This is a genomic window from Roseateles sp. L2-2 (genome assembly GCF_050613215.1).
In the GTDB taxonomy this organism is placed as follows: Bacteria; Pseudomonadota; Gammaproteobacteria; order Burkholderiales; family Burkholderiaceae_C; genus Roseateles; species Roseateles noduli.
The window spans coordinates 5,541,132-5,558,835 of record NZ_CP192509.1 but is presented as its reverse complement, the minus strand read 5'-3'; the positions used below and the strand labels follow the sequence as shown (position 1 = coordinate 5,558,835).

At 69.7% G+C, this 17,704-nt stretch carries 19 protein-coding genes; 12 read left to right on the top strand and 7 right to left on the bottom strand.

What is annotated here, in order from left to right:
- Positions 1–8 precede the first annotated feature (8 nt).
- Entirely contained in the window at positions 9–500 is a 492-nt protein-coding gene (locus tag ACQZ13_RS24825; RefSeq protein WP_431048538.1) for an STY0301 family protein, read from the bottom strand.
- On the opposite strand from ACQZ13_RS24825, the gene ACQZ13_RS24820 reads away from it, so the two are divergent.
- Positions 487–1,011 carry a DUF7684 family protein gene (locus ACQZ13_RS24820; RefSeq protein WP_431048537.1) on the top strand — a complete coding sequence of 175 codons (525 nt, stop codon included), beginning with the start codon at positions 487–489 and terminating at the stop codon, positions 1,009–1,011. The genes ACQZ13_RS24825 and ACQZ13_RS24820 overlap by 14 nt on opposite strands.
- Positions 1,008–1,427, top strand: coding sequence for a lysozyme inhibitor LprI family protein (locus ACQZ13_RS24815; RefSeq protein WP_431048536.1), 420 nt, complete (start codon positions 1,008–1,010; stop codon positions 1,425–1,427). Before ACQZ13_RS24820 ends, ACQZ13_RS24815 begins: the two co-directional genes overlap by 4 nt.
- Positions 1,428–1,600: 173 nt before the next feature.
- On the opposite strand, the gene ACQZ13_RS24810 is transcribed toward ACQZ13_RS24815, so the two are convergent.
- Positions 1,601–3,859 (bottom strand): DUF6055 domain-containing protein, encoded by a 2,259-nt coding sequence (locus tag ACQZ13_RS24810; protein ID WP_431048535.1) that lies wholly within the window; start codon positions 3,857–3,859, stop codon positions 1,601–1,603.
- A gap of 337 nt (positions 3,860–4,196) precedes the next feature.
- Here ACQZ13_RS24810 and ACQZ13_RS24805 point away from each other — a divergent pair, with 337 nt between their 5' ends.
- From ACQZ13_RS24805 to ACQZ13_RS24785, 5 genes are all read left to right on the top strand, one after another.
- Positions 4,197–5,609 (top strand): SWIM zinc finger family protein, encoded by a 1,413-nt coding sequence (locus tag ACQZ13_RS24805; RefSeq protein ID WP_431048534.1) that lies wholly within the window; start codon positions 4,197–4,199, stop codon positions 5,607–5,609.
- Positions 5,606–7,228, top strand: coding sequence for a DUF5691 domain-containing protein (locus ACQZ13_RS24800; protein ID WP_431048533.1), 1,623 nt, complete (start codon positions 5,606–5,608; stop codon positions 7,226–7,228). Before ACQZ13_RS24805 ends, ACQZ13_RS24800 begins: the two co-directional genes overlap by 4 nt.
- Complete coding sequence (locus tag ACQZ13_RS24795; protein WP_431048532.1) at positions 7,225–8,331, top strand: ATP-binding protein; 1,107 nt, start codon at positions 7,225–7,227, stop codon at positions 8,329–8,331. The genes ACQZ13_RS24800 and ACQZ13_RS24795 overlap by 4 nt, the downstream gene beginning before the upstream one ends.
- 86 nt (positions 8,332–8,417) lie before the next feature.
- Positions 8,418–10,826, top strand: a complete 2,409-nt coding sequence (locus ACQZ13_RS24790) for a DUF5682 family protein (RefSeq protein WP_431048531.1) — start codon at positions 8,418–8,420, stop codon at positions 10,824–10,826.
- The gene (locus tag ACQZ13_RS24785) at positions 10,823–12,052 is read left to right on the top strand and encodes a VWA domain-containing protein (protein WP_431048530.1); all 1,230 of its coding nucleotides are present in this window, start codon (positions 10,823–10,825) and stop codon (positions 12,050–12,052) included. Before ACQZ13_RS24790 ends, ACQZ13_RS24785 begins: the two co-directional genes overlap by 4 nt.
- Positions 12,053–12,058: 6 nt before the next feature.
- On the opposite strand, the gene ACQZ13_RS24780 is transcribed toward ACQZ13_RS24785, so the two are convergent.
- The 3 genes from ACQZ13_RS24780 to ACQZ13_RS24770 are packed head-to-tail and all read right to left on the bottom strand — an operon-like array spanning position 12,059 to position 13,725.
- Positions 12,059–12,697, bottom strand: coding sequence for a DJ-1/PfpI family protein (locus ACQZ13_RS24780; RefSeq protein ID WP_431048529.1), 639 nt, complete (start codon positions 12,695–12,697; stop codon positions 12,059–12,061).
- 49 nt (positions 12,698–12,746) lie between these two features.
- A complete protein-coding gene (locus tag ACQZ13_RS24775; RefSeq protein WP_431048528.1) occupies positions 12,747–13,184 on the bottom strand; it encodes a GNAT family N-acetyltransferase in 438 nt (145 codons plus the stop codon).
- Between the two features lie 7 nt (positions 13,185–13,191).
- The gene (locus ACQZ13_RS24770) at positions 13,192–13,725 is read right to left on the bottom strand and encodes a GNAT family N-acetyltransferase (RefSeq protein WP_431048527.1); all 534 of its coding nucleotides are present in this window, start codon (positions 13,723–13,725) and stop codon (positions 13,192–13,194) included.
- A 62-nt stretch (positions 13,726–13,787) separates the two neighbouring features.
- Between ACQZ13_RS24770 and ACQZ13_RS24765 the strand changes: the two genes are divergently transcribed.
- A complete protein-coding gene (locus ACQZ13_RS24765; RefSeq protein ID WP_431048526.1) occupies positions 13,788–14,321 on the top strand; it encodes a GNAT family N-acetyltransferase in 534 nt (177 codons plus the stop codon).
- On the opposite strand, the gene ACQZ13_RS24760 is transcribed toward ACQZ13_RS24765, so the two are convergent.
- Both ACQZ13_RS24760 and ACQZ13_RS24755 read right to left on the bottom strand, forming a co-directional pair.
- Entirely contained in the window at positions 14,313–15,116 is an 804-nt protein-coding gene (locus ACQZ13_RS24760) for a prolipoprotein diacylglyceryl transferase family protein (protein ID WP_431048525.1), read from the bottom strand. The genes ACQZ13_RS24765 and ACQZ13_RS24760 overlap by 9 nt on opposite strands.
- A gap of 10 nt (positions 15,117–15,126) precedes the next feature.
- Entirely contained in the window at positions 15,127–15,540 is a 414-nt protein-coding gene (locus tag ACQZ13_RS24755) for a VOC family protein (protein WP_431048524.1), read from the bottom strand.
- 99 nt (positions 15,541–15,639) lie between these two features.
- On the opposite strand from ACQZ13_RS24755, the gene ACQZ13_RS24750 reads away from it, so the two are divergent.
- Genes ACQZ13_RS24750 through ACQZ13_RS24735 form a run of 4 tightly spaced genes read left to right on the top strand, consistent with a single transcriptional unit; the run spans position 15,640 to position 17,686 of the window.
- Positions 15,640–16,284: a LysE family translocator gene (locus ACQZ13_RS24750; protein ID WP_431048523.1), complete on the top strand. Its 645-nt coding sequence runs from the start codon at positions 15,640–15,642 to the stop codon at positions 16,282–16,284.
- Positions 16,285–16,297: 13 nt separating this feature from the next.
- Entirely contained in the window at positions 16,298–16,708 is a 411-nt protein-coding gene (locus ACQZ13_RS24745; protein ID WP_431048522.1) for a VOC family protein, read from the top strand.
- Between the two features lie 47 nt (positions 16,709–16,755).
- Positions 16,756–17,094, top strand: a complete 339-nt coding sequence (locus ACQZ13_RS24740; protein WP_431048521.1) for a hypothetical protein — start codon at positions 16,756–16,758, stop codon at positions 17,092–17,094.
- Positions 17,095–17,113: 19 nt separating this feature from the next.
- On the top strand, positions 17,114–17,686 hold the full coding sequence (locus ACQZ13_RS24735) for a putative glycolipid-binding domain-containing protein (RefSeq protein WP_431048520.1): 573 nt from the start codon (positions 17,114–17,116) through the stop codon (positions 17,684–17,686).
- Positions 17,687–17,704: the final 18 nt, after the last annotated feature.

The window sequence follows — 17,704 nt, the reverse complement described above, 5'->3', positions numbered from 1 at the left end:
CGTGCCGCTCAGCGGCAGTTGACGGCACGGATGGTCATCATGGCGCCGGGTTCCTTGCGCATGATGGCCGTGCACTGGGCATAGCCAGTCAGTGGTCGCGTGAGAACGAGCCGCGTCCCTGTGTAGCTGCAGATCGCGAGCGGGCGATCAAGCGCAGCGACGTTCCAGATCAGCGTTTCGGTGACGCCGCCCTTGGCGTCGCGCTGCGTCTTCACGTCGTCGTAGATCGCGCCCTGGTGTTCCTCGATGGGGCCTTGGTTGATGCGGAAACCGCCGAGGTCGTGCTTCGCTTGAGGCATTTCGCGCGAGGCTGTGAACCCCTCAGGCACTTCTGCGGCCTCCTGCTTGGTGGAGGCCCACTCGGTGGGGCAACTGAATGGTGTGGGCGCGGCGCAGACTTGAAGGCTCCCGAGGGCCAGCATCAGTGCGAAGGCGGTCTTGGACTGAGACATGTCACCATTGGACGTGGAGCGAAGCGATGTGCCGATGTCGAAGGTCATCGCGAACTCAGCAGAAATGAAACAGCGCGAAACGGCGATGCACATGCGCGAAGTTCCGATGGATGTCCCGCAACCGATTTACCGCCACGTCGATCCCGACGGGTCACTGCCCGCACTCTCGGCGCGTGCGCCGTTCCGCGCGGTGATCGTGGCCGACGTCCCCGTGACGCCGGCTCAGCAGAGTCGCATCAGTCACTGGCTCGTCGCCGAAGGCTGTCTCTACGCGATGGCATGGGGCGTGGCTGCGAGCAGTTGGGACGATGCGATGGATTGGTCCTGCCTCGAGAAGTTCGACTACGGCGATGTGCCAGCGCACGGGTCTGTGATGACAACATGGCATGACGATGAGCCGCTGAGCGAGGTGTTCGACTTCGCCATTAGATGTGCCAGTCATCCCGCTGAACCGCTGAGCGAGTTGATCGTTGTTCATGTGGCCGTCGCTGCGGATCCCGGGCGCATCCAAGCTGCCTTTCGAGCCGTATGTCCTTCTGATCACAAGGAGCATCCATGAAGAGCAATGGTTTCTACCTCGACCGCGCGATCGCACGACGGCTTGCCTTCGCGGCGCTGGTGATGTCGGCGGGCTCGTCCGCGCACGCGCTGGACTGCGCGAACGCCGTGAGCACCGTCGACATGAACGACTGCGCGGCGCAGGAGCAGCAGCAGGTCGAGAAGCAGCTCAACGACGTCTATCGCCGCGTGCTGGCAGAGACGCCGGCCAAGGTCGGCGGCGCCAAGGCGGTGAAGCCGAAGGACAGCCTCGTCGCGGCGCAGCGGCTGTGGGTCAAGTTCCGCGAAGCCGACTGCAAGGCGGTGCTCGACCTGTGGTCCGAAGGTTCGATCCGCAACCTGCAGTACCTCGGCTGCATGCGCGATCACGCGCAGGCGCGCATCAAGCAGCTCGAAGCGTTCAAGACGCAGCCTTGAGGCGCTGCGGTGCGGCGGCCTCAGCGTCCGCCCGCGCCCTGCGCCATCTTCGCGAAGTACGCCGACTTGCCGGCAGAAATGGCAAATCGGACATGGCAACGGCGCCCCCGAGGGTTCCACCGAGGACGCCGTCGTGAGCACCGGGCCGACCGGCCCTTCCGTCGATCAGCCCATCAGTTGCGCCAGACTGGGGCCGTCTTCGGATTGACGTCGGTCGACAGGCCGACGTTGGACGTCGCGTCGACGAAGCCGGAGCGGTTGCCGCTGCCCAGGTTCAGGCCGACGCCGCGGTACTCCACGTCGCCGTGCAGGTTGAGCGTGCCGGACGCGCCCTGGTTGGCCTCGAAGAAGCCCAGCGGATAGAAGGTGGTCCGCACCTGCGCCGAGCCCGACACGTTGAACGTGTTGTTGCCCCACGGGCTGCCCGTCACGCCGACGACGCTCAGTCCGCCGACCACCGCGTTGTCCGACACGGACCCGTTGGCGATGATGGCCTGGTCCTCGATGCGGGCGTTGCCGCTGGCGCGACCGCCGGTCAGGATCTTCGCGTACGGGCCGACGTACACCGACGCCGGCGTGCCGGTCGGCGCGCAGCCGCCGCCGTTGGCGTGGCGCATGGTGCCGGTCGGGCACAGCTCGCGCTGTCCACCCTGGAATCCCTGCGGCCAGGCGCCGGCCAGTTCCACCATGTAGCGGTAGCGGTTGATCGAGCCGTAGGCCTGGTCCCAGACGATGGTCTTGAACACCGTCGGCGTCGCGCTCACGACCAGGAACAGCGGCTCACCGGCCGTGACGCGGTAGGTGAGTTCGCCGTCCAGTCCCTTCTGCAGGCCGCTGTAGCGCGCCGAGGTGAATTGCGAGTTGGTCGCGACCAGCCCCCAGCGGAAATCGGCGTTCGCGCCGGACGTGTCGACGCCGCGGAACTTCACCGTCACCGTGGTGGCACCGGCCTCCGGATAGAGGCGGACGACGTTGTAGCCGAAACGCTGCGGCGAGCCGTGGTACGGCGAGACGAAGCGGCGGTTGCTCGCCCAGTTGCCGTCCAGCGACTCCAGCGGCATGAGGCGTCGCATGCGCTCGGCCTTGTCGTTCAGCGTGATGTTGCCGTAGGTGTTGCGGAACGCGTCCGGCGTGGCCTTGTAGTCCCAGATCACGTTGTGCATGGCCCATTCGCCGATGAAGTCGTTCAGTTGCGCGACCGTCCAGCCGCGCGACTTCTGGATGTTGGTGAACGGATCGGCGCCGGCGGTGGTCCAGATCTGAGTCACCGCTTCAGGACCGTACCGGTCCTTCAGGTATTCCATGAACTGCCAGTTGCAGTAGCGGTCGCGCGTGGAGCCCAGGTAGAGGTGCGGCGCGTTGGGCAGCATCTCCGAGCAATGCACGTTGCTCCTGTACTCCGGCAGCTGGTGCGGCGTGAAGTTGGCGTGGCTCTCGTGGATCCAGCCGCAGGTGTTGGACTGGTTGCAGGCCATGCCGCCATTGAAGTTGGCCCACGACTGCCAGCCGTGCGTGAACTCGTGCGTCAGGCCCCAGTGGTCGCGCAGCGCGGCCGGCGCGATCCACATGCCCATGTGCAGATTGCGCTGGGCGTCCGTCCAGGCGCCGCCCGTCAGTCCCCAGCCGGAATGGATGTGGATGGCGGGCTTGATCTTGTCGGCCTTGTTGAAGAACGGCTCGGGCATCGCCAGCGTCGTGCCGAACAGCGAGTTCCAGACCGTGTTCTCCAGCGTGTTGACGGCCAGCGTGAGGTCGGCCTCGGACAGTGCCTCGTCGGAATAGAAGGCGAAGTGCGTCGATTCCCGCACCAGGCGGAAACTGGCTTGCTCGGGGTTGGGACCGCCCGCGCGCCAGGTGCCGGGCGTGACCGCCGGCGGCGTCGGCGTGCCGGTGTACCAGTCGGTCAGCGTGGTGCCCGGGTCGACGGCGGCGGGCGCTGGCGCAGGGGCTGGCGCCGGTGCCGGTGCCGGTGCCGGTGCCGGAGCGGGAGCGGGAGCCGGTGTTGGCGCTGGGGCCGGAGCGGGCGCCGGGCTAGGCGCAGGCGCGGGGATCGGCGCCGGAGCGGGTGCTGGAGCCGGAGCAGGAGCAGGAGCAGGAGCAGGGGCGGCGCCGGTCGCGCAGAAGCCGACGGAGGCGTTCACCGCCTTCGGCGCCAGCGTGCGATTCCAGCCGATGCCCTTGAGGGTCATCGTGCTGCCGGACTGCTTCCACTCGGCATTCCAGACCTTGTCGACCCGCCCCTGCACGGTGACGCTGCCGTTCCAGGTCAGCGCCGTGGCGTTGGGATTGGTGACGATCACCGACGCGCAATAGCCGCCGTTCCACCGGTTGTTGACGACCACCTTGAACGTGGCGGGCACCGCCGCGTGAGCCGCGCTCACGAACAGGCCGGCCAGGCCCAGGCAGGCGGCCAGGGATTTCATCTTGAACATGTTGTCCTCCGCTGTTGAACACGGCTCGAAAGCCGGCGGCGATCGTCGTCGTGACGCCGCTTCAGCGGGGGCGGTTACGTCAGGAACCGTAATAGGCGGCGGCGGGACGCCGGTGCTCGAAGAGGTCCCGAATCCGGCCATCACAGGGTTTCAGACAACGTTGTCTTCATCGTCGCATTCACAGGCGGAAACAATCACGATGCCGTGCCGGGAAGACACAGGGAATGAGAGGCGCCTCGCATGCGCCGCCTTGTTTCGATGCCTGAGGTCGTCATCCGCTCCGGCTAGACTCCCGCTCGAACTCACCCACAACGATTCGACCAGGGAGCGGGCCAGCATGACGCTGACCATGGAGGGCGTGCTGGCGCTGGCGCCGGACGAGGCATCGGCGAAGGCCGCGCGGGGACTGACCTCGCCGGCCAAATGGCCGTTGCTGGGCGCCGATGACGCCGCCGTCTGGGGCGAATGCCAGGGCAGCGGCGCCAAGCCGTATCAGACGCAGGTCGACCTCAGCGGTCCCGCGTTCCGCTGCTCCTGCCCCAGCCGCAAGTTCCCCTGCAAGCACGGGCTCGCGCTGCTGATGCTCAGGGCGCAGGACGCCTCCCGCTTCGCCGCCGCCGAGCCGCCCGCCTGGGTCTCCGAATGGATCGCCTCCCGCGGCGAGCGCGCGCAGAAGAAGGAAGAACGCGACCAGAAAGCCGTCGAACGCGCGACCGAGCGCGCGGCGCAGATCGCCGACGGCGTCGTTCCCGCGCTGGCCGCGTCGGCGCTCGTCGATACGGACAACGCGCTCAAGCGCGAGTCGCAACGGTGGCGTCGCATCGAGGACGCCGCCGCCGAACTGCAACGCTGGCTCGGCGACCAGATCGGTCGGGGGCTCGGCGCGCTCGACGACGCCGCGATCCGCGGCTGGCGCACGATGGCGGCGCGCATGGTGGACGCCCAGGCGCCCGGTCTCGGCCAGCGCATCAGCGCGGCCGCGGACGGCTGGCGCCTCGGCGCCGACTGGCCGGAACGCATGCTCTCGCGCCTCGGTCTGCTGCAGCTCGCTTGCGAGGGCATCGCCCGCCGCGAGACGCTGCCCGCGCCCGTTCAGGCCGATCTGCGCACCGTCTGCGGCTGGCCGCTCGACCAGGCCGAGGTGCTCGCCGTCGGCGAACGCGTCACCGACCGCTGGACGGTCCTCGGCGTGATCGTCGAGGAGCGCGAGGGCCGCCTGAACGAACGCCGCGTCTGGCTGCACGGCGCGCGCTCGGGCCGGCGCGCCTGGCTGCTCGATCACGCGCACGGCGGCCGCGGTTTCGAAGGCCTGTGGCTGCCGGGCCTCGCCGCCGATCTCACGCTCGCCTTCTATCCGGGCAACGCGCCGCTGCGCGCGCTGATCGCCGACGCTTCGCCGCCGCCGGAGCCCGAGGGCGCCGTCAGCACGGTGCGTCTCGCTGGATCCGACTCTTGGCAGGACGAATGGCAACGCGTCGCCGAGCGCGTGGCCACCCATCCTTTCGTGCAGCTCCATCCTGTCGTGCTCGCGAACGCGACGCCCGTGGCCGCCGAGGTCGGTCCTCATCTGAGCGCCAGCGGCCGCGCCGTGCCGCTGCTGGTCGGCGATGCCGACTGGTGGTCGCTGATGGCCGTGGCCGGCGGACATCCGCTTGCCGTCATGGGCGAATGGGACGGCCGTGCGCTGCGTCCGCTCACCGCCTGGCAGTCAGGAATGACGGCTCCCGCGTGGTCGAGGAGCGCCGCATGAGCGCCTGGAAGCCGCTGCTGCCCGTCGCGATGGTGGGCACGGATCGACAGCCCGGACCGCTGCCCGAATGGCCGGGCGAGATCGGCGCGCTCGTTGCGCAGGTCGGGCAGGTCGCCGGCGTTGTTGAAGGTCCGGCGGGTCAGGTCTTGCGGACGATGGCCGTCATCGCCACCTGCGACGCCGCCGGCACGCAGGACCGCCGTTGGACCGCTCCGGCGACGGAGCCTGCCGGCGTTGATCGCTCGCCGGTCGTGCCCGAGCGCCTCGATGGACTCGACGGAGCCGCCGGCTCGCCGCGCACGCTGCTGCGCTGGGCGTTGACCGAGGCGCCCACGCGACTCCAGCAACTGATGTTCGTGGAACTGGCCGCGGCGGAACTGCGTCTGCCCGAGATGCTGCTGCCGCTGGCGCTCGACGCCGGACGACGCGCCGTCGCGCTGCGCGCTTCGTTGCTGCCGGTGCTCGGCGAGCGCGGCCCGTGGCTGGCCCGGCAGCGCGAGGACTGGCACTACGCCGCCGGCGCCGGCGGTGACGCCCCCGGCGAGGCGCTGTGGACCGACGGCACGCTGGAGCAGCGACGCGCCTTCCTGGCGCGCGAGCGTGCGACCGACGCCGCCGCAGGCCGGCGTCGCCTGGAGGCCGCGCTGACGGAGCTCGCCGCGAAGGAACGCGCCGATCTGGTGGCGCAACTGGCGGTCGGGCTCGGCATGGACGACGAGGCGCTCCTCGATCGGCTGCGCGCCGATCGCAGCCGCGAGGTCCGCGACGTCGCGCTCGATCTGCTGCTGCGACTGCCCGACGCCGCCCATCCGCGGCGCGCCGCCGACCGGCTCGCGCTGCTGTTGCGCCGCGAGCGCGCGCTGCTGCGCCAGCACTGGGTCATCGATGCGCCCGAAGCCGCGGGCGGGGACTGGGCGTCCGATCAGATCGTCGTCGCGCGCTCGTCCAACGAGAAGCTCGGCGAACGCGCCTGGTGGCTCTATCAACTGGTGCGCCAGGTCCCGCTGGACTGGTGGACCGCGACGACCGGCATGACGCCCGCCGAGCTGCTCGGCTGGGCCGGCAAGACCGATTGGGCCGACGCGCTGATGCGCGGCTGGTTCGACGTGCTCGCCGCGACCCGCGAGGTCGACTGGTGCGAAGCCTTCCTCGATGTCTCGCAGGCTTCCGCCTCCGGCCAAGCGCAGCAGACGCAGACACAGGCGCCCGTGCAGATGCATCAGGCGGCGCAAGCGCTCCAGTGGCTGCCGCAGGCCCGCCGCGAGCGCCATTGGCTGCGGCATCTGCAACAGGGCTCGCTGCCGTTGTCGGCGCTCATCGCGGCGGCGAGCGGCGGCGAGATGCTAGGCGCGGATCTCTCGCAGGCGCTGACCCACCAACTGCTGACGCGCGCCCGCGCCGGCACGCTGAAGGACGACTACGCCGTCCGCGCGATGCTGGTCGACTTCGGCGCGGTCGTGCATGCCGACAGCCTGTCCGCCTACGCGATGCTGCCCGACATCCGCGCCGCCGACGAGACCGCCTCCCAGGCGGAGCAGCTCCAGGCCGTCGCGCAGACGGCCGCGCTGCGCCGCGTCCTGCGCGCCCTTTCACCCGATCCGATCCCGAGGACCTCATGACGACTTCCCCCGAGACCTCCACCGCCTCGCACGTCCTGCGCCGCCATGCGGAGCACCAGTTCGCCGAGGAACTCGCCGAACTGAAGCGCCAGGACACGCGCACGCGTCCCGAGAACTGGGCGATGTCGCCGTGGGCCGTGCTGCGCTACCTGATGGGCGGGACGCTGGAGAACGGCTTCGAGGTCAGCGCCAAGTACATCGGCGACGAGCGGCTGATGGAGATCGCCGTCGCCACGCTGGCGACCGACCGCGCGCTGCTGCTCTACGGCGTGCCGGGCACCGCGAAGTCGTGGGTGTCGGAGCACCTGTCGGCGGCCGTCAGCGGCGACTCGACCCTGCTGATCCAGGGCACCGCGGGCACCGGCGAGGAACAGCTGCGCTACGGCTGGAACTACGCGCAGCTGCTGGCCAACGGGCCCAGCGAGGCCGCGCTGGTGCCCAGCCCGATGATGAAGGCGATGCGCGACGGCAAGATCGCGCGCATCGAGGAATTGACGCGCATCCCGGCCGACGTCCAGGACTGCCTGATCACCGTGCTGTCGGAAAAGACGCTGCCGGTGCCCGAGCTCGGCACCGAGGTGCAGGCCACGCGCGGCTTCAGCGTGATCGCGACGGCGAACAACCGCGACAAGGGCGTGAACGAGTTGTCCGCCGCGCTGAAGCGCCGCTTCAACACCGTGGTGCTGCCGGTGCCGGCGAGCGAGGACGCGGAGGTGTCCATCGTCGTCAAGCGCGTGGCCGAACTGGGCGTGGCGCTGCAGCTGCCCGCCGAGCCGCCGGCGCTCAAGGAAGTGCGGCGCATCGTGCAGATCTTCCGCGAGCTGCGCAACGGCCGCACCGAGGACGGCAAGACCCAGCTGAAGTCGCCCAGCGGCACGCTGTCGACGGCCGAGGCCATCTCCGTGATCAACAGCGGCATGGCGCTGGCGGGCCATTTCGGCGACGGCGTGCTGCGCCCGCGCGACGTGGCGTCGGGGCTGCTCGGCGCGATCGTCAAGGACCCGGTGCAGGACCAGGTCGTCTGGAACGAATACCTCGAGACGGTCGTCAAGGAACGCACCGACTGGAAGGACCTGTACCGCGCCTGCCGCGAGCAGTCCTGAACCGTCGGGCCTGAGTCCCCGAGTCTTTGAGCCCCTGAGCCCCTGAACCCCTGAGCCCCTGAGCCCCTGAGCCTTCACGAGCGGTCATGAGCGATCCCGTCCACTACTTCGGCGTGCGTCACCACGGCCCGGGTTGCGCGCGCAGCCTGCTCGCCGCGTTCGAGGCGCTCAAGCCCGACTGCGTGCTGATCGAAGGGCCGCCCGAAGCGGACGGCCTGGTCGCCGCCGTGCTCGATCCCGCGATGACGCCGCCGGTGGCGCTGTTGACGCACGGCGTGGAGGAATCGGGCCGCGCGGTCTACCACCCGTTCGCGAGCTTCTCGCCGGAGTGGCAGGCCTTGCGCTGGGCCGGCCTCGCCGGCGTGCCGGTGCGGTTCATCGACCTGCCGGTCGGCGTCTCGCTCGCGCTGGAGAAGGCGAGGGAAGAGGCAAAGGAAGAGACAAAGGAAGAGACAAAGGAAGAGGCGAGCGAAGAGGCGGCCGGGCAGCCCGGGGAGCCTGCGCCCGCAGAGGCCGCGCCCGCAGAGCCTGACGCTGCAGAGCCTGACATCGCGGAGCCCGTCGAGCATTCGACGCGCCGCGGCGATCCGTTGGACTGGCTCGCCCGCGCGGCGGGTTACGCCGACGGCGAGACCTGGTGGAATCACATGGTCGAGGAGCGCGGCGACGGGGAGGACCTGTTCGCCGCCATCTCCGAGGCGATGACCACGCTGCGCGCCGAGTCCGGCGAGGACGAGACCCTCGATCCCCGGACCCCGCGCGCCCATCGCGAGGTGCTGCGCGAGGCCCACATGCGCCAGTGCATCCGCGCGGCGCGCAAGGAGGGCTTCGAGCGCATCGCGGTCGTCTGCGGCGCCTGGCACCTGGGCGGCCTGCGGGCCGACGTCACCGCGAAAGCGGACCAGGCGCTGCTCAAGGGCGCGCCCAAGCTCAAGGTCACGAGCACCTGGGTGCCGTGGACCTATCGACACCTCGCTCGCGCGAGCGGCTACGGCGCGGGCATCCACTCGCCGGGCTGGTACGAACACCTGTGGCTGAGCAGCCAGAGTGCCCAGGACGGCCAGGACGGCAATGTCGGCGGGCGCCGTCCCCGCGCGATCGGCTGGCTGGCGCGCGTCGCGCGGCTGATGCGCGAGCGCGATCTCGACTGCTCCTCCGCCCACCTGATCGAGGCGGCCCGGCTGGCCGACACGCTGGCCGCGCTGCGGCAGCGCCCCGCACCGGGCCTGGACGAGCTGCACGAAGCCACGCGCACCGTCATGACGCTGGGTGACGAGGCCGTCCTCGGCTTCATCCACGACGAGCTGGTCATCGGCGATCGCCTGGGCGGCGTGCCGGCCGACGTGCCCACGGTGCCGCTGCAACGCAACCTGGAGCAGCTGCAGAAGTCGCTGCGCATGAAGCCCGAGGCGACGCAGAAGACGCTCGACCTCGACCTGCGCCAGCCCAACGATCTGGCGCGCAGCCACCTGTTGCACCGCCTGCGGCTGATCGACCTGCCGTGGGGCGAGATCGCGCGCACGGGCAAGTCCTCGCGCGGGACCTTCCACGAGATCTGGACGCTGCAATGGCAGCCCGAGTTCGCGCTGCGCGTGATCGAGGCGAGCCGCTGGGGCCAATCCGTCGCGCAGGCCGCGACGACCGCGGTGGCCGAGCGCTGTGGCAAGTCGGCGAACCTGGCGGCGTTGGCGGAACTCGTCGATCGCGTGCTGCTGGCCGACCTGCCGGAGGCGGTGACGCTCGCGTCGAGCGCGCTGCAGGACCATGCGGCGGTCACCGGCGACGCCGATCAGCTGCTGGGGGCGCTGCCGCCGCTGGCGAACGTCTTCCGCTACGGCAACGTGCGGCAGACCGACGCGGCGATGGTGGGCCATGTCTTCGACGGCCTGGTGACGCGCGCGGCGATCAGCCTGCCGCTGATGGGCGACTCGCTGGACGAGGCCGCGGCGGAGCAGGTTCGCGACCGGGTGCTGGGCGCGCAGGCTGCGGTGCGGCTGCGCGATCCGGGCCGGCAGTCCGAGCCCTCGACGCAATGGCGCGCGGCGATCTCGCAGCTGGCCGCCCGCGAGGGGGCGCACGCGCTGCTGCGCGGCCTGTGCACGCGGCTGCTGCTGGACGACGGGCTGATCACGGCGGACGACGCGGGGACCGCGATGTCGCTGCAGCTCTCGCGCGCGGCGGAGCCGGCCAAGGCCGCGGCGTGGCTGGACGGCTTCCTGAACCGCAACGCGGTGGTGCTGCTGCATCACGACGGCGTCTGGCCGCTGGTCGATGCCTGGCTGGGCGGCCTCGACGACGAACATTTCATCCGCGTGCTGCCGCTGGTGCGACGCACCTTCGCCCACTTCGACGCGGGCGAGCGACGCGACCTCGGTCAGCGCGCGGCGCGCAAGGGCAGCGGTGTAGGCACCGTGATGGCTGCGGCGGAATGGGACGACGCGCGCGCGGCGCTTCCTCTGCCGCTGCTGCGATTGATGCTGGGAGTGGAGGCATGAGCGCGCCTGACGACTTGACGGACCCGACGGCCGCCGTGACCGGCCCAACGACCACGACCACGACCGATGCGGATCGCCTGCGCCGCTGGCGTCTGGTGCTAGGCGGCGAAGCCGAGGGCAGTTGCGGCGGCCTGCACGGCGACGCGGTGGAGATGGACCAGGCGCTGAGCGCGCTCTACGGCGACGGCAGCGGGCTCGGCGACGACCGGCGCGGGGGCCGCGGCAACTCGGCGCCGCGCGTGGCGCGCTGGCTCGGCGACATCCGCAAGTACTTCCCGAGCTCCGTCGTTCAGGTGATGCAGAAGGACGCGCTGGAGCGGTTGAACCTGCGCGACATGCTGTTGCAGCCGGAGATGCTGCAGGGCGTGCAGCCCGACGTGCACCTGGTCGCGAACCTCATGGCCCTGTCGCGCGTGATTCCGGCGGGCACGAAGGACACCGCGCGACGCGTCGTGCGGCAGGTCGTCGACGAGTTGATGAAGCGGCTCGAAGAGCCGATGCGCGCGGCGGTGACCGGTGCGCTGGACCGCAGCCAGCGCAATCGCCGTCCGCGGCTGTCGGAGATCGACTGGCACCGCACCATCCGCGCCAACCTGCGCCACTGGCAGCCGGAACTGCGGACGGTGGTGCCGGAGACCTTGCACGGCTACGGCCGCAAGGCGCGGCGTCCGCAGCGCGAGGTGGTGCTCTGCATCGACCAGAGCGGATCGATGGCGAACTCGGTCGTGTACTCGAGCATCTTCGGCGCGGTGCTCGCGTCGCTGCCGGCGGTGAGCACCAAGCTGGTCGTTTTCGACACGGCGGTGGTCGACATGACCGAGCAGCTCGACGATCCGGTCGATCTGCTGTTCGGCGTCCAGCTGGGCGGCGGCACCGACATCAACGGCGCGGTGGCCTATTGCCAGTCGCTGATCCGCGAGCCGCGCAACACCATCTTCGTGCTGATCTCCGATCTGTACGAAGGCGGCGTCGAGCCGCAACTGCTGCGACGCGCGGCGGCCCTGGTCGAGAGCGGCGTGCAGTGCGTGGCCTTGCTGGCGCTGAGCGACGAGGGCGCGCCGGCCTACGACCGCGCGCTCGCGGCCAAGCTGGCGGCGCTGGGCGTGCCGTCGTTCGCGTGCACGCCGGATGCCTTCCCGGGCTTGATGGCCGCGGCGATCCGGCGCGACGACATCGGCGCGTGGGCGGCGGGGCAGGGGATCGTCACCGCGGCCAAGGGCGCCTGAAACGGATCAGCGCCCCCCGGCCGCCTGTGCCATCTTCGCGAAGTACGCCGACTTGCCGGTCTTGTTGAGCTGGTACCAGGCTTCGAGGGTCTCGGGCTCGTAGATGTCGAGCGTGTCGAAGATGGCCCGGGCGAAGTCCAGCGCGGACATGCCGCCCGCGGTCAGCAGGCCGCGGTCCGAGACGACGGGCTCGTCGACGTAGCGGTCGCTGCCGCCGTACTCCGCGACGCCCTTCAGGTAGGACAGCGCGTTGCTCGTGTGCTGGCGGTCGTCCAGCACCCCGATCCGCGCCAGCCCCGCCGTCGCGCCGCAGATCGCGGCGACGCGCTTGCCAGCGTCGAGGAACTCCTTGGCCTTCTTGGCGGCTTCCATGTGCTCGCCCTTGTCCCAGCCTGCGCCGCCCGGGAGGATCAGCAGTTCGCTGTCGTCGGGGAACAGCGTCGACAGGCGGATGTCGGGCATCACCGACAGGCCGCCCATCGATCGCGCCAGGTTGGCGCCGGCGGCGGCGACGGTCTTCACCTGCCAGTCGCCGGGCGTCTTCTGGAACTCGGGCGTGTTGATGCCCGCGACCGCGTAGGCGGCCTCCCAGTCGGCGAAGCCCTCGAAGAGGTAGAGATGGACGGTGCGGGTAGGGGTGTTCATGCCGACGTGGCGGCAAGGTGCGTGCCCGCGGGGCGCCGCACCCGGGCAATCAGCCGGGCAGTTTCTTCACCATGAAGAACTTCGAGCCCGCGACACCGTGGCCGGGGATCTCCAGCTGGACGCTGTAGCCGAGGCGCTCGTAGAACGGACGGGCCTGGAAGCTGAAGGTGCTGAGGTAGAAGGTGTCGCAGCCGCGCTCGAAGGCGCGCTGCTCGAAGGCGAGGACGACCGCGGTGCCCACGCCGGCGTGCCGGTGCGCCGCATCGACCCAGAGCTGCTTGAGCTCGCAGCAGCGTCCGAGCGTGCGGCCGACCGCGCCCCCGATGACGCGACCGCCGGCGTCGTACGCGGCGCTCGACAGCCCGCGCTGCCCGTCGAAGGCGCCGTGGTCACCGAAGGCCTCGTTGTGCTGATCGAGGCCGGCGTCGATCAACGCGGCCAGGCCGGGCTTGGGATCGTCGAAGGCGGCGGTGGTGAAGGTGCTCATGGGGTCGTCACCGCAGCGGGCGGACTGGCAAGGGCTCGGTCAGCGGCTTGGCGAGCCTAACCATCATCGTCTGCGTCAGTTGATTGGGACCGCGCTCCGCTTCGACATAGCCGTTGCGGGCGTACAGGCCGATCAACGGCGAGTTGGTTTCGGAGGTCCAGGTGCAGGCGAGCTGCACTCGGCGTTCGCGGAACCAGGCTTCCGCATGGGTGAGCAGCCGGTGCGCGACGCCTAGCCGGCGAGCCTCCGGCACAACGTAGGTCGTCGAGATCAGGCCGAACGGCGCGGGGCTGAGCGACCCGGCGTCGGATTCGATCCGATAGATCGTGTGGCCGAGGATCCTGCCGGTCGCGTCCTCGGCGACGATGACCTCGGCATCGCGGCCGTCCAGATGCCATCGGACGCGGTCAAGCAGCCAGTCCATCGTGTACATCGCACCGCCGGCGTCTTCGCCTTCGACTTCGATCAGCGTCGCGCGCATGCGCTCGGCGACGAGATCGATGGCGGCGGTGTCGAGGAGCGAGATCGGGCGCAGCAACATGGGTGAACGGTGAGGAGCGATTCGCCATGTTAGGTGGTTGGTGATTCGGAGACACTGCGGTCATGCCTGCCTTTCCGCCACTGGAAGCGCCACCGTTGCGCCTCGAACCCGTTGCCGTCGAGCATGCCGAGGAGATGCATGCGGTGCTTGCCGATCCGTCGATCTACGAGTTCCTCGATGAGGACGAGCCCCCCACGCTCGAATGGCTGCGCAGCGCTTATGAGCGTCGTGCGAAGGGGGAGTCCCCGGAGGGCGACGAGCTGTGGTTCAACTGGATGATCCGGCGCGACGACGGGCGCTTGATCGGCTACGTCCAGGCGACGGTCGAGTCCCCCGAAGTCTGCTGGATCGCGTATGTGCTGACGGCCGAAGGACGAGGGCAGGGGCACGCGACGCGCGCGGTGACGGCGATGGTCGACTATCTCCATCGCGCTCACGACGTCCCGCGCTTGCTGGCCTCGGTGGACGCAGCGAATGCTCGTTCTATCGCATTGCTTGTGCGGCTCGGATTCGCCGAGGCGGATGCCGACCTCTGTCGGGCCTTCGAGATCGATGGATCCGATCGGCTGTTCGTGAGACCACTGCCTTCAGCGTAGCCGCGCCAACATCGCCTCCAACGCCGGTTTCGACAGCTCCCCGGTGCGCTTGCCGACGAGCTTCCCCGAGGCATCGAAGAGCAGCGTGGTGGGATAGCCCGCCTGCTTGAACACCGCGCTCGCCTCGCGCCGTTCGTCGATGGCCACGTTGCGCATGTCCAGACGCTGTTGGCCCAGCCACTTCGCGACGTGGGCGGAGTCCTCACCCTGGTTGACGAAGACGAAGCGCACGTCCGGCCGGTCGCGCTGCGCCTGAGCCAGCGTCGGCATCTCGCGCACGCACGGTCCGCACCAGGTCGCCCAGAGGTTGACCAGCACCGGCTTCCCGCGAAGCGCGGCGAGGTCGATGGGGTCACCGTTCAACTGCTCGAAGCGCAGCGCCGGCAGCGGCTCGGACGCGGGCCGCATGGCAAGCTGGATCTGCCCGGCAATCACGATCGCGGTGCCTACCGCCAGCGGCACGGACGCGGCGAGGCGCATCGCCGGCACGTTCCTCAGCTTGAAGGTCGCATACATCCACATCGCGATGATGCCGACCTCGGGCGACCAGCCGCCGTCGCGCAGGTTGAGGATGCTGAGCGGATGCTCCGCGTAGAGCTCCTTGTATTCGTAGAGGAAGCCCAGCCGCGCGAACACAATGGCGACCCACAGGCTGCGCCACAGCAGCGGTCCGACGTCCTGCTTGCGCCTGCGCGCGAGGAAGGCAGCAACCGCCATGGAGACGGCGACCGCCACGCACAGATGGAGGAACGCCCAGGGCAGCACCAGGGGCCCGATGGCGACCGCCTCATTCATCGCGGGAGGATCACGTCGCGAAGATCCCGTCCGTGGACGCGAAGCCCTTGACCTCGATCGGATTGCCCGACGGGTCGAGGAAGAACATCGTGGCCTGCTCGCCGGGCTGTCCGGCGAAGCGGATGCTCGGCTTCAGCACGAACTCGACACCGTGCGTCTCCAGCCGGTCCGCGAGCGCGCGCCAATCGGGCATCGCCAGGATCACGCCCAGGTGGGGCATGGGGACCATGTGGTCGCCGACCTTCCCGGTATTGCCGGTCTGGAACGGCTCGCCGAGATGCAGCGAGATCTGGTGGCCGAAGAAGTCGAAGTCGACCCAGGTGTCGGTGCTGCGGCCTTCCTCGCAGCCGAGCACGCCGCCGTAGAAGGCGCGGGCATCGTCCAGGTCTCGCACGTGATAGGCCAGGTGGAACACGGATCGCATGGGGACTCCCGGGCAGGGGTGATCGATCGGACGATCCTAGCCCCGAAGCCCGCGCCGCTAACATCGGAGTCCTCTGTGTCGTGCGCTTGGGAGATCGGTGTGGATGTGACCAGCTGGTTGGGCTTTGTCAGTGTGGCGCTGTTCGTCACGTTCACGCCGGGGCCGGCGGTGCTGATGGCGATCTCGAATTCGCTCAGCGTCGGGCCGCGGCGGGCGATGGTGGGCTCGCTGGGCAATGCGATCGGCCTGCTGGCCGTGTCCGCCGCCACGACGGCGGGCCTGGGCGTGCTGCTGAGCACCTCGGCCCAGGCCTTCCTGGTCGTGAAGCTGCTCGGCGCCTGTTACCTGATCTGGCTGGGCATCAAGCAATGGCGCCAGGGCGCGCGGATGTCGATGGTCAACGGCGACGCGGCGGCGGCGGAAGTCGCCGGCCTCTCGCGCCGGGCGTTGTTCCTGCGCGGCATCATGGTCGCGCTGACCAATCCGAAGGCGATCCTCTTCTTCACCGCGCTGTTCCCGCAGTTCATGAACCACCCGGAGACGGCGCTGCGCGACTTCGTCGTGCTGACGGTGACCTTCTCGAGCTGCGCCGTGCTGGCCCATGCGTTCTACGTGCTGCTTGCGCGGGCGCTGCGCCGCGGGCTGGCCTCGCCGACGCGGGTGAAGCTCATGAACCGGACCTTCGGCGCGTGCTTCGTCGCGCTCGGCGTCAGCCTGATCGGCTGGCGCGGTCGGACACAGTGAAGGAGGCGAGTCCATGTTCTCCCATCTCTTCGTCGGCATCACCGACTTCGACCGCGCGCTGGCGTTCTACACGCCGGTGATGGCGGCATTGAAGCAGCCGCATCGCTTCACCGATCCGAAGTCTGAGCGTGCCGGCTGGCAGTCCGCGCAGACCGTGCGACCGCTGTTCCTGATCGGCCGGCCGCTTGAAGGCGAGGCCTGCTTCGGCAACGGGCAGATGACCGCCTTCATGGCCGCTTCGCGGGCGATGGTCGACGAGGTCCATGCCGCGGCGCTCGCCCATGGCGGCACCTGTGAAGGCGAGCCCGGCCTGCGGCCCCAGTACCACCCGAACTACTACGGTGCCTACTTCCGCGACCCGGACGGGAACAAGCTGTGCGTGGTGTGTCATGAGGCGGAGCCGTTGCCGTCGGAGGGCGCGTGAGGGCCTCCGGCGATGCTTCGTTCCAGCGGCTCGTCGGAAGCGGCGTGATGGCATGCTTCGTCGCGTTGCTGTCGCCCGTGGCTTCGGCGGCCCCCGCGGCGCTCCCGGCGGAGGTGACGGCGCTCGTCGAACGACACGGAGCCTGCACGCACTGGCTCGGCGAGCCGGGGGAAGGCGATGTGGAGCGCCGACGGGACATCGAGTGGGGCATGTGCCAGAGCTGTCCCGGCACCGATGCGCGCCTGGCGGAGTTGAAGAAGAAGTACCGCGGCGATCCCGCCGTGATGGCAGTGCTTCAGCCACTGGACCCGCAGGTGGAGCCCATGGGCAAGGACGAGGCGAAACGCTTCTGCGCGACGGCGCGCAAGCCGGAGTGGGCGAAGTAGCAATGAAGGAGCCTGCGTCATGCCTCTGCCTCGCACCGTCTGCTGGATCGCCCTGTGGAATGCCGCGCAACCCGGCGTTGGCATCGAGCACCTGCGGCTCTCCGACGGACACGCCGACGGTGTCGTGATCGCCATCGACGAGGAAGCCGGGCCTTTCCGACTCGCCTATCGGCTCGACTGGGATGAGCGTTGGCGACTGCGCGAAGCGGCGTTGTCGCTCATCGATGGCGAGGGCGCCTCGCTTCGCGCGATGCAGCTGAAGACCGATGGCGACGGCCGCTGGCAGGACGGCGAGGGGCGGGCACTCGCCGACCTCGACGGATGCCTGGACATCGACATCTGGCCTACGCCGTTCACCAACAGCTTTCCAATCCGACGCGTCCCGCTGGCCGTCGGTGAACGACGCGAGTTCCGCATGGCCTGGGTCGACGGCACCACGCTGACCGTGCGCGCGCAGGCGCAGGCCTATACGCGGCTCGACGATCGGCTCTACCGCTTCGAGTCGCTGAACGGCTCCGGCTTCACCGCCGATCTGCCGGTGGATGAGGACGGCATCGTGATCGACTATCCGGGGTTGTTCCGGCGGGTCTGAAAGCGCCGCGTCCGAAGT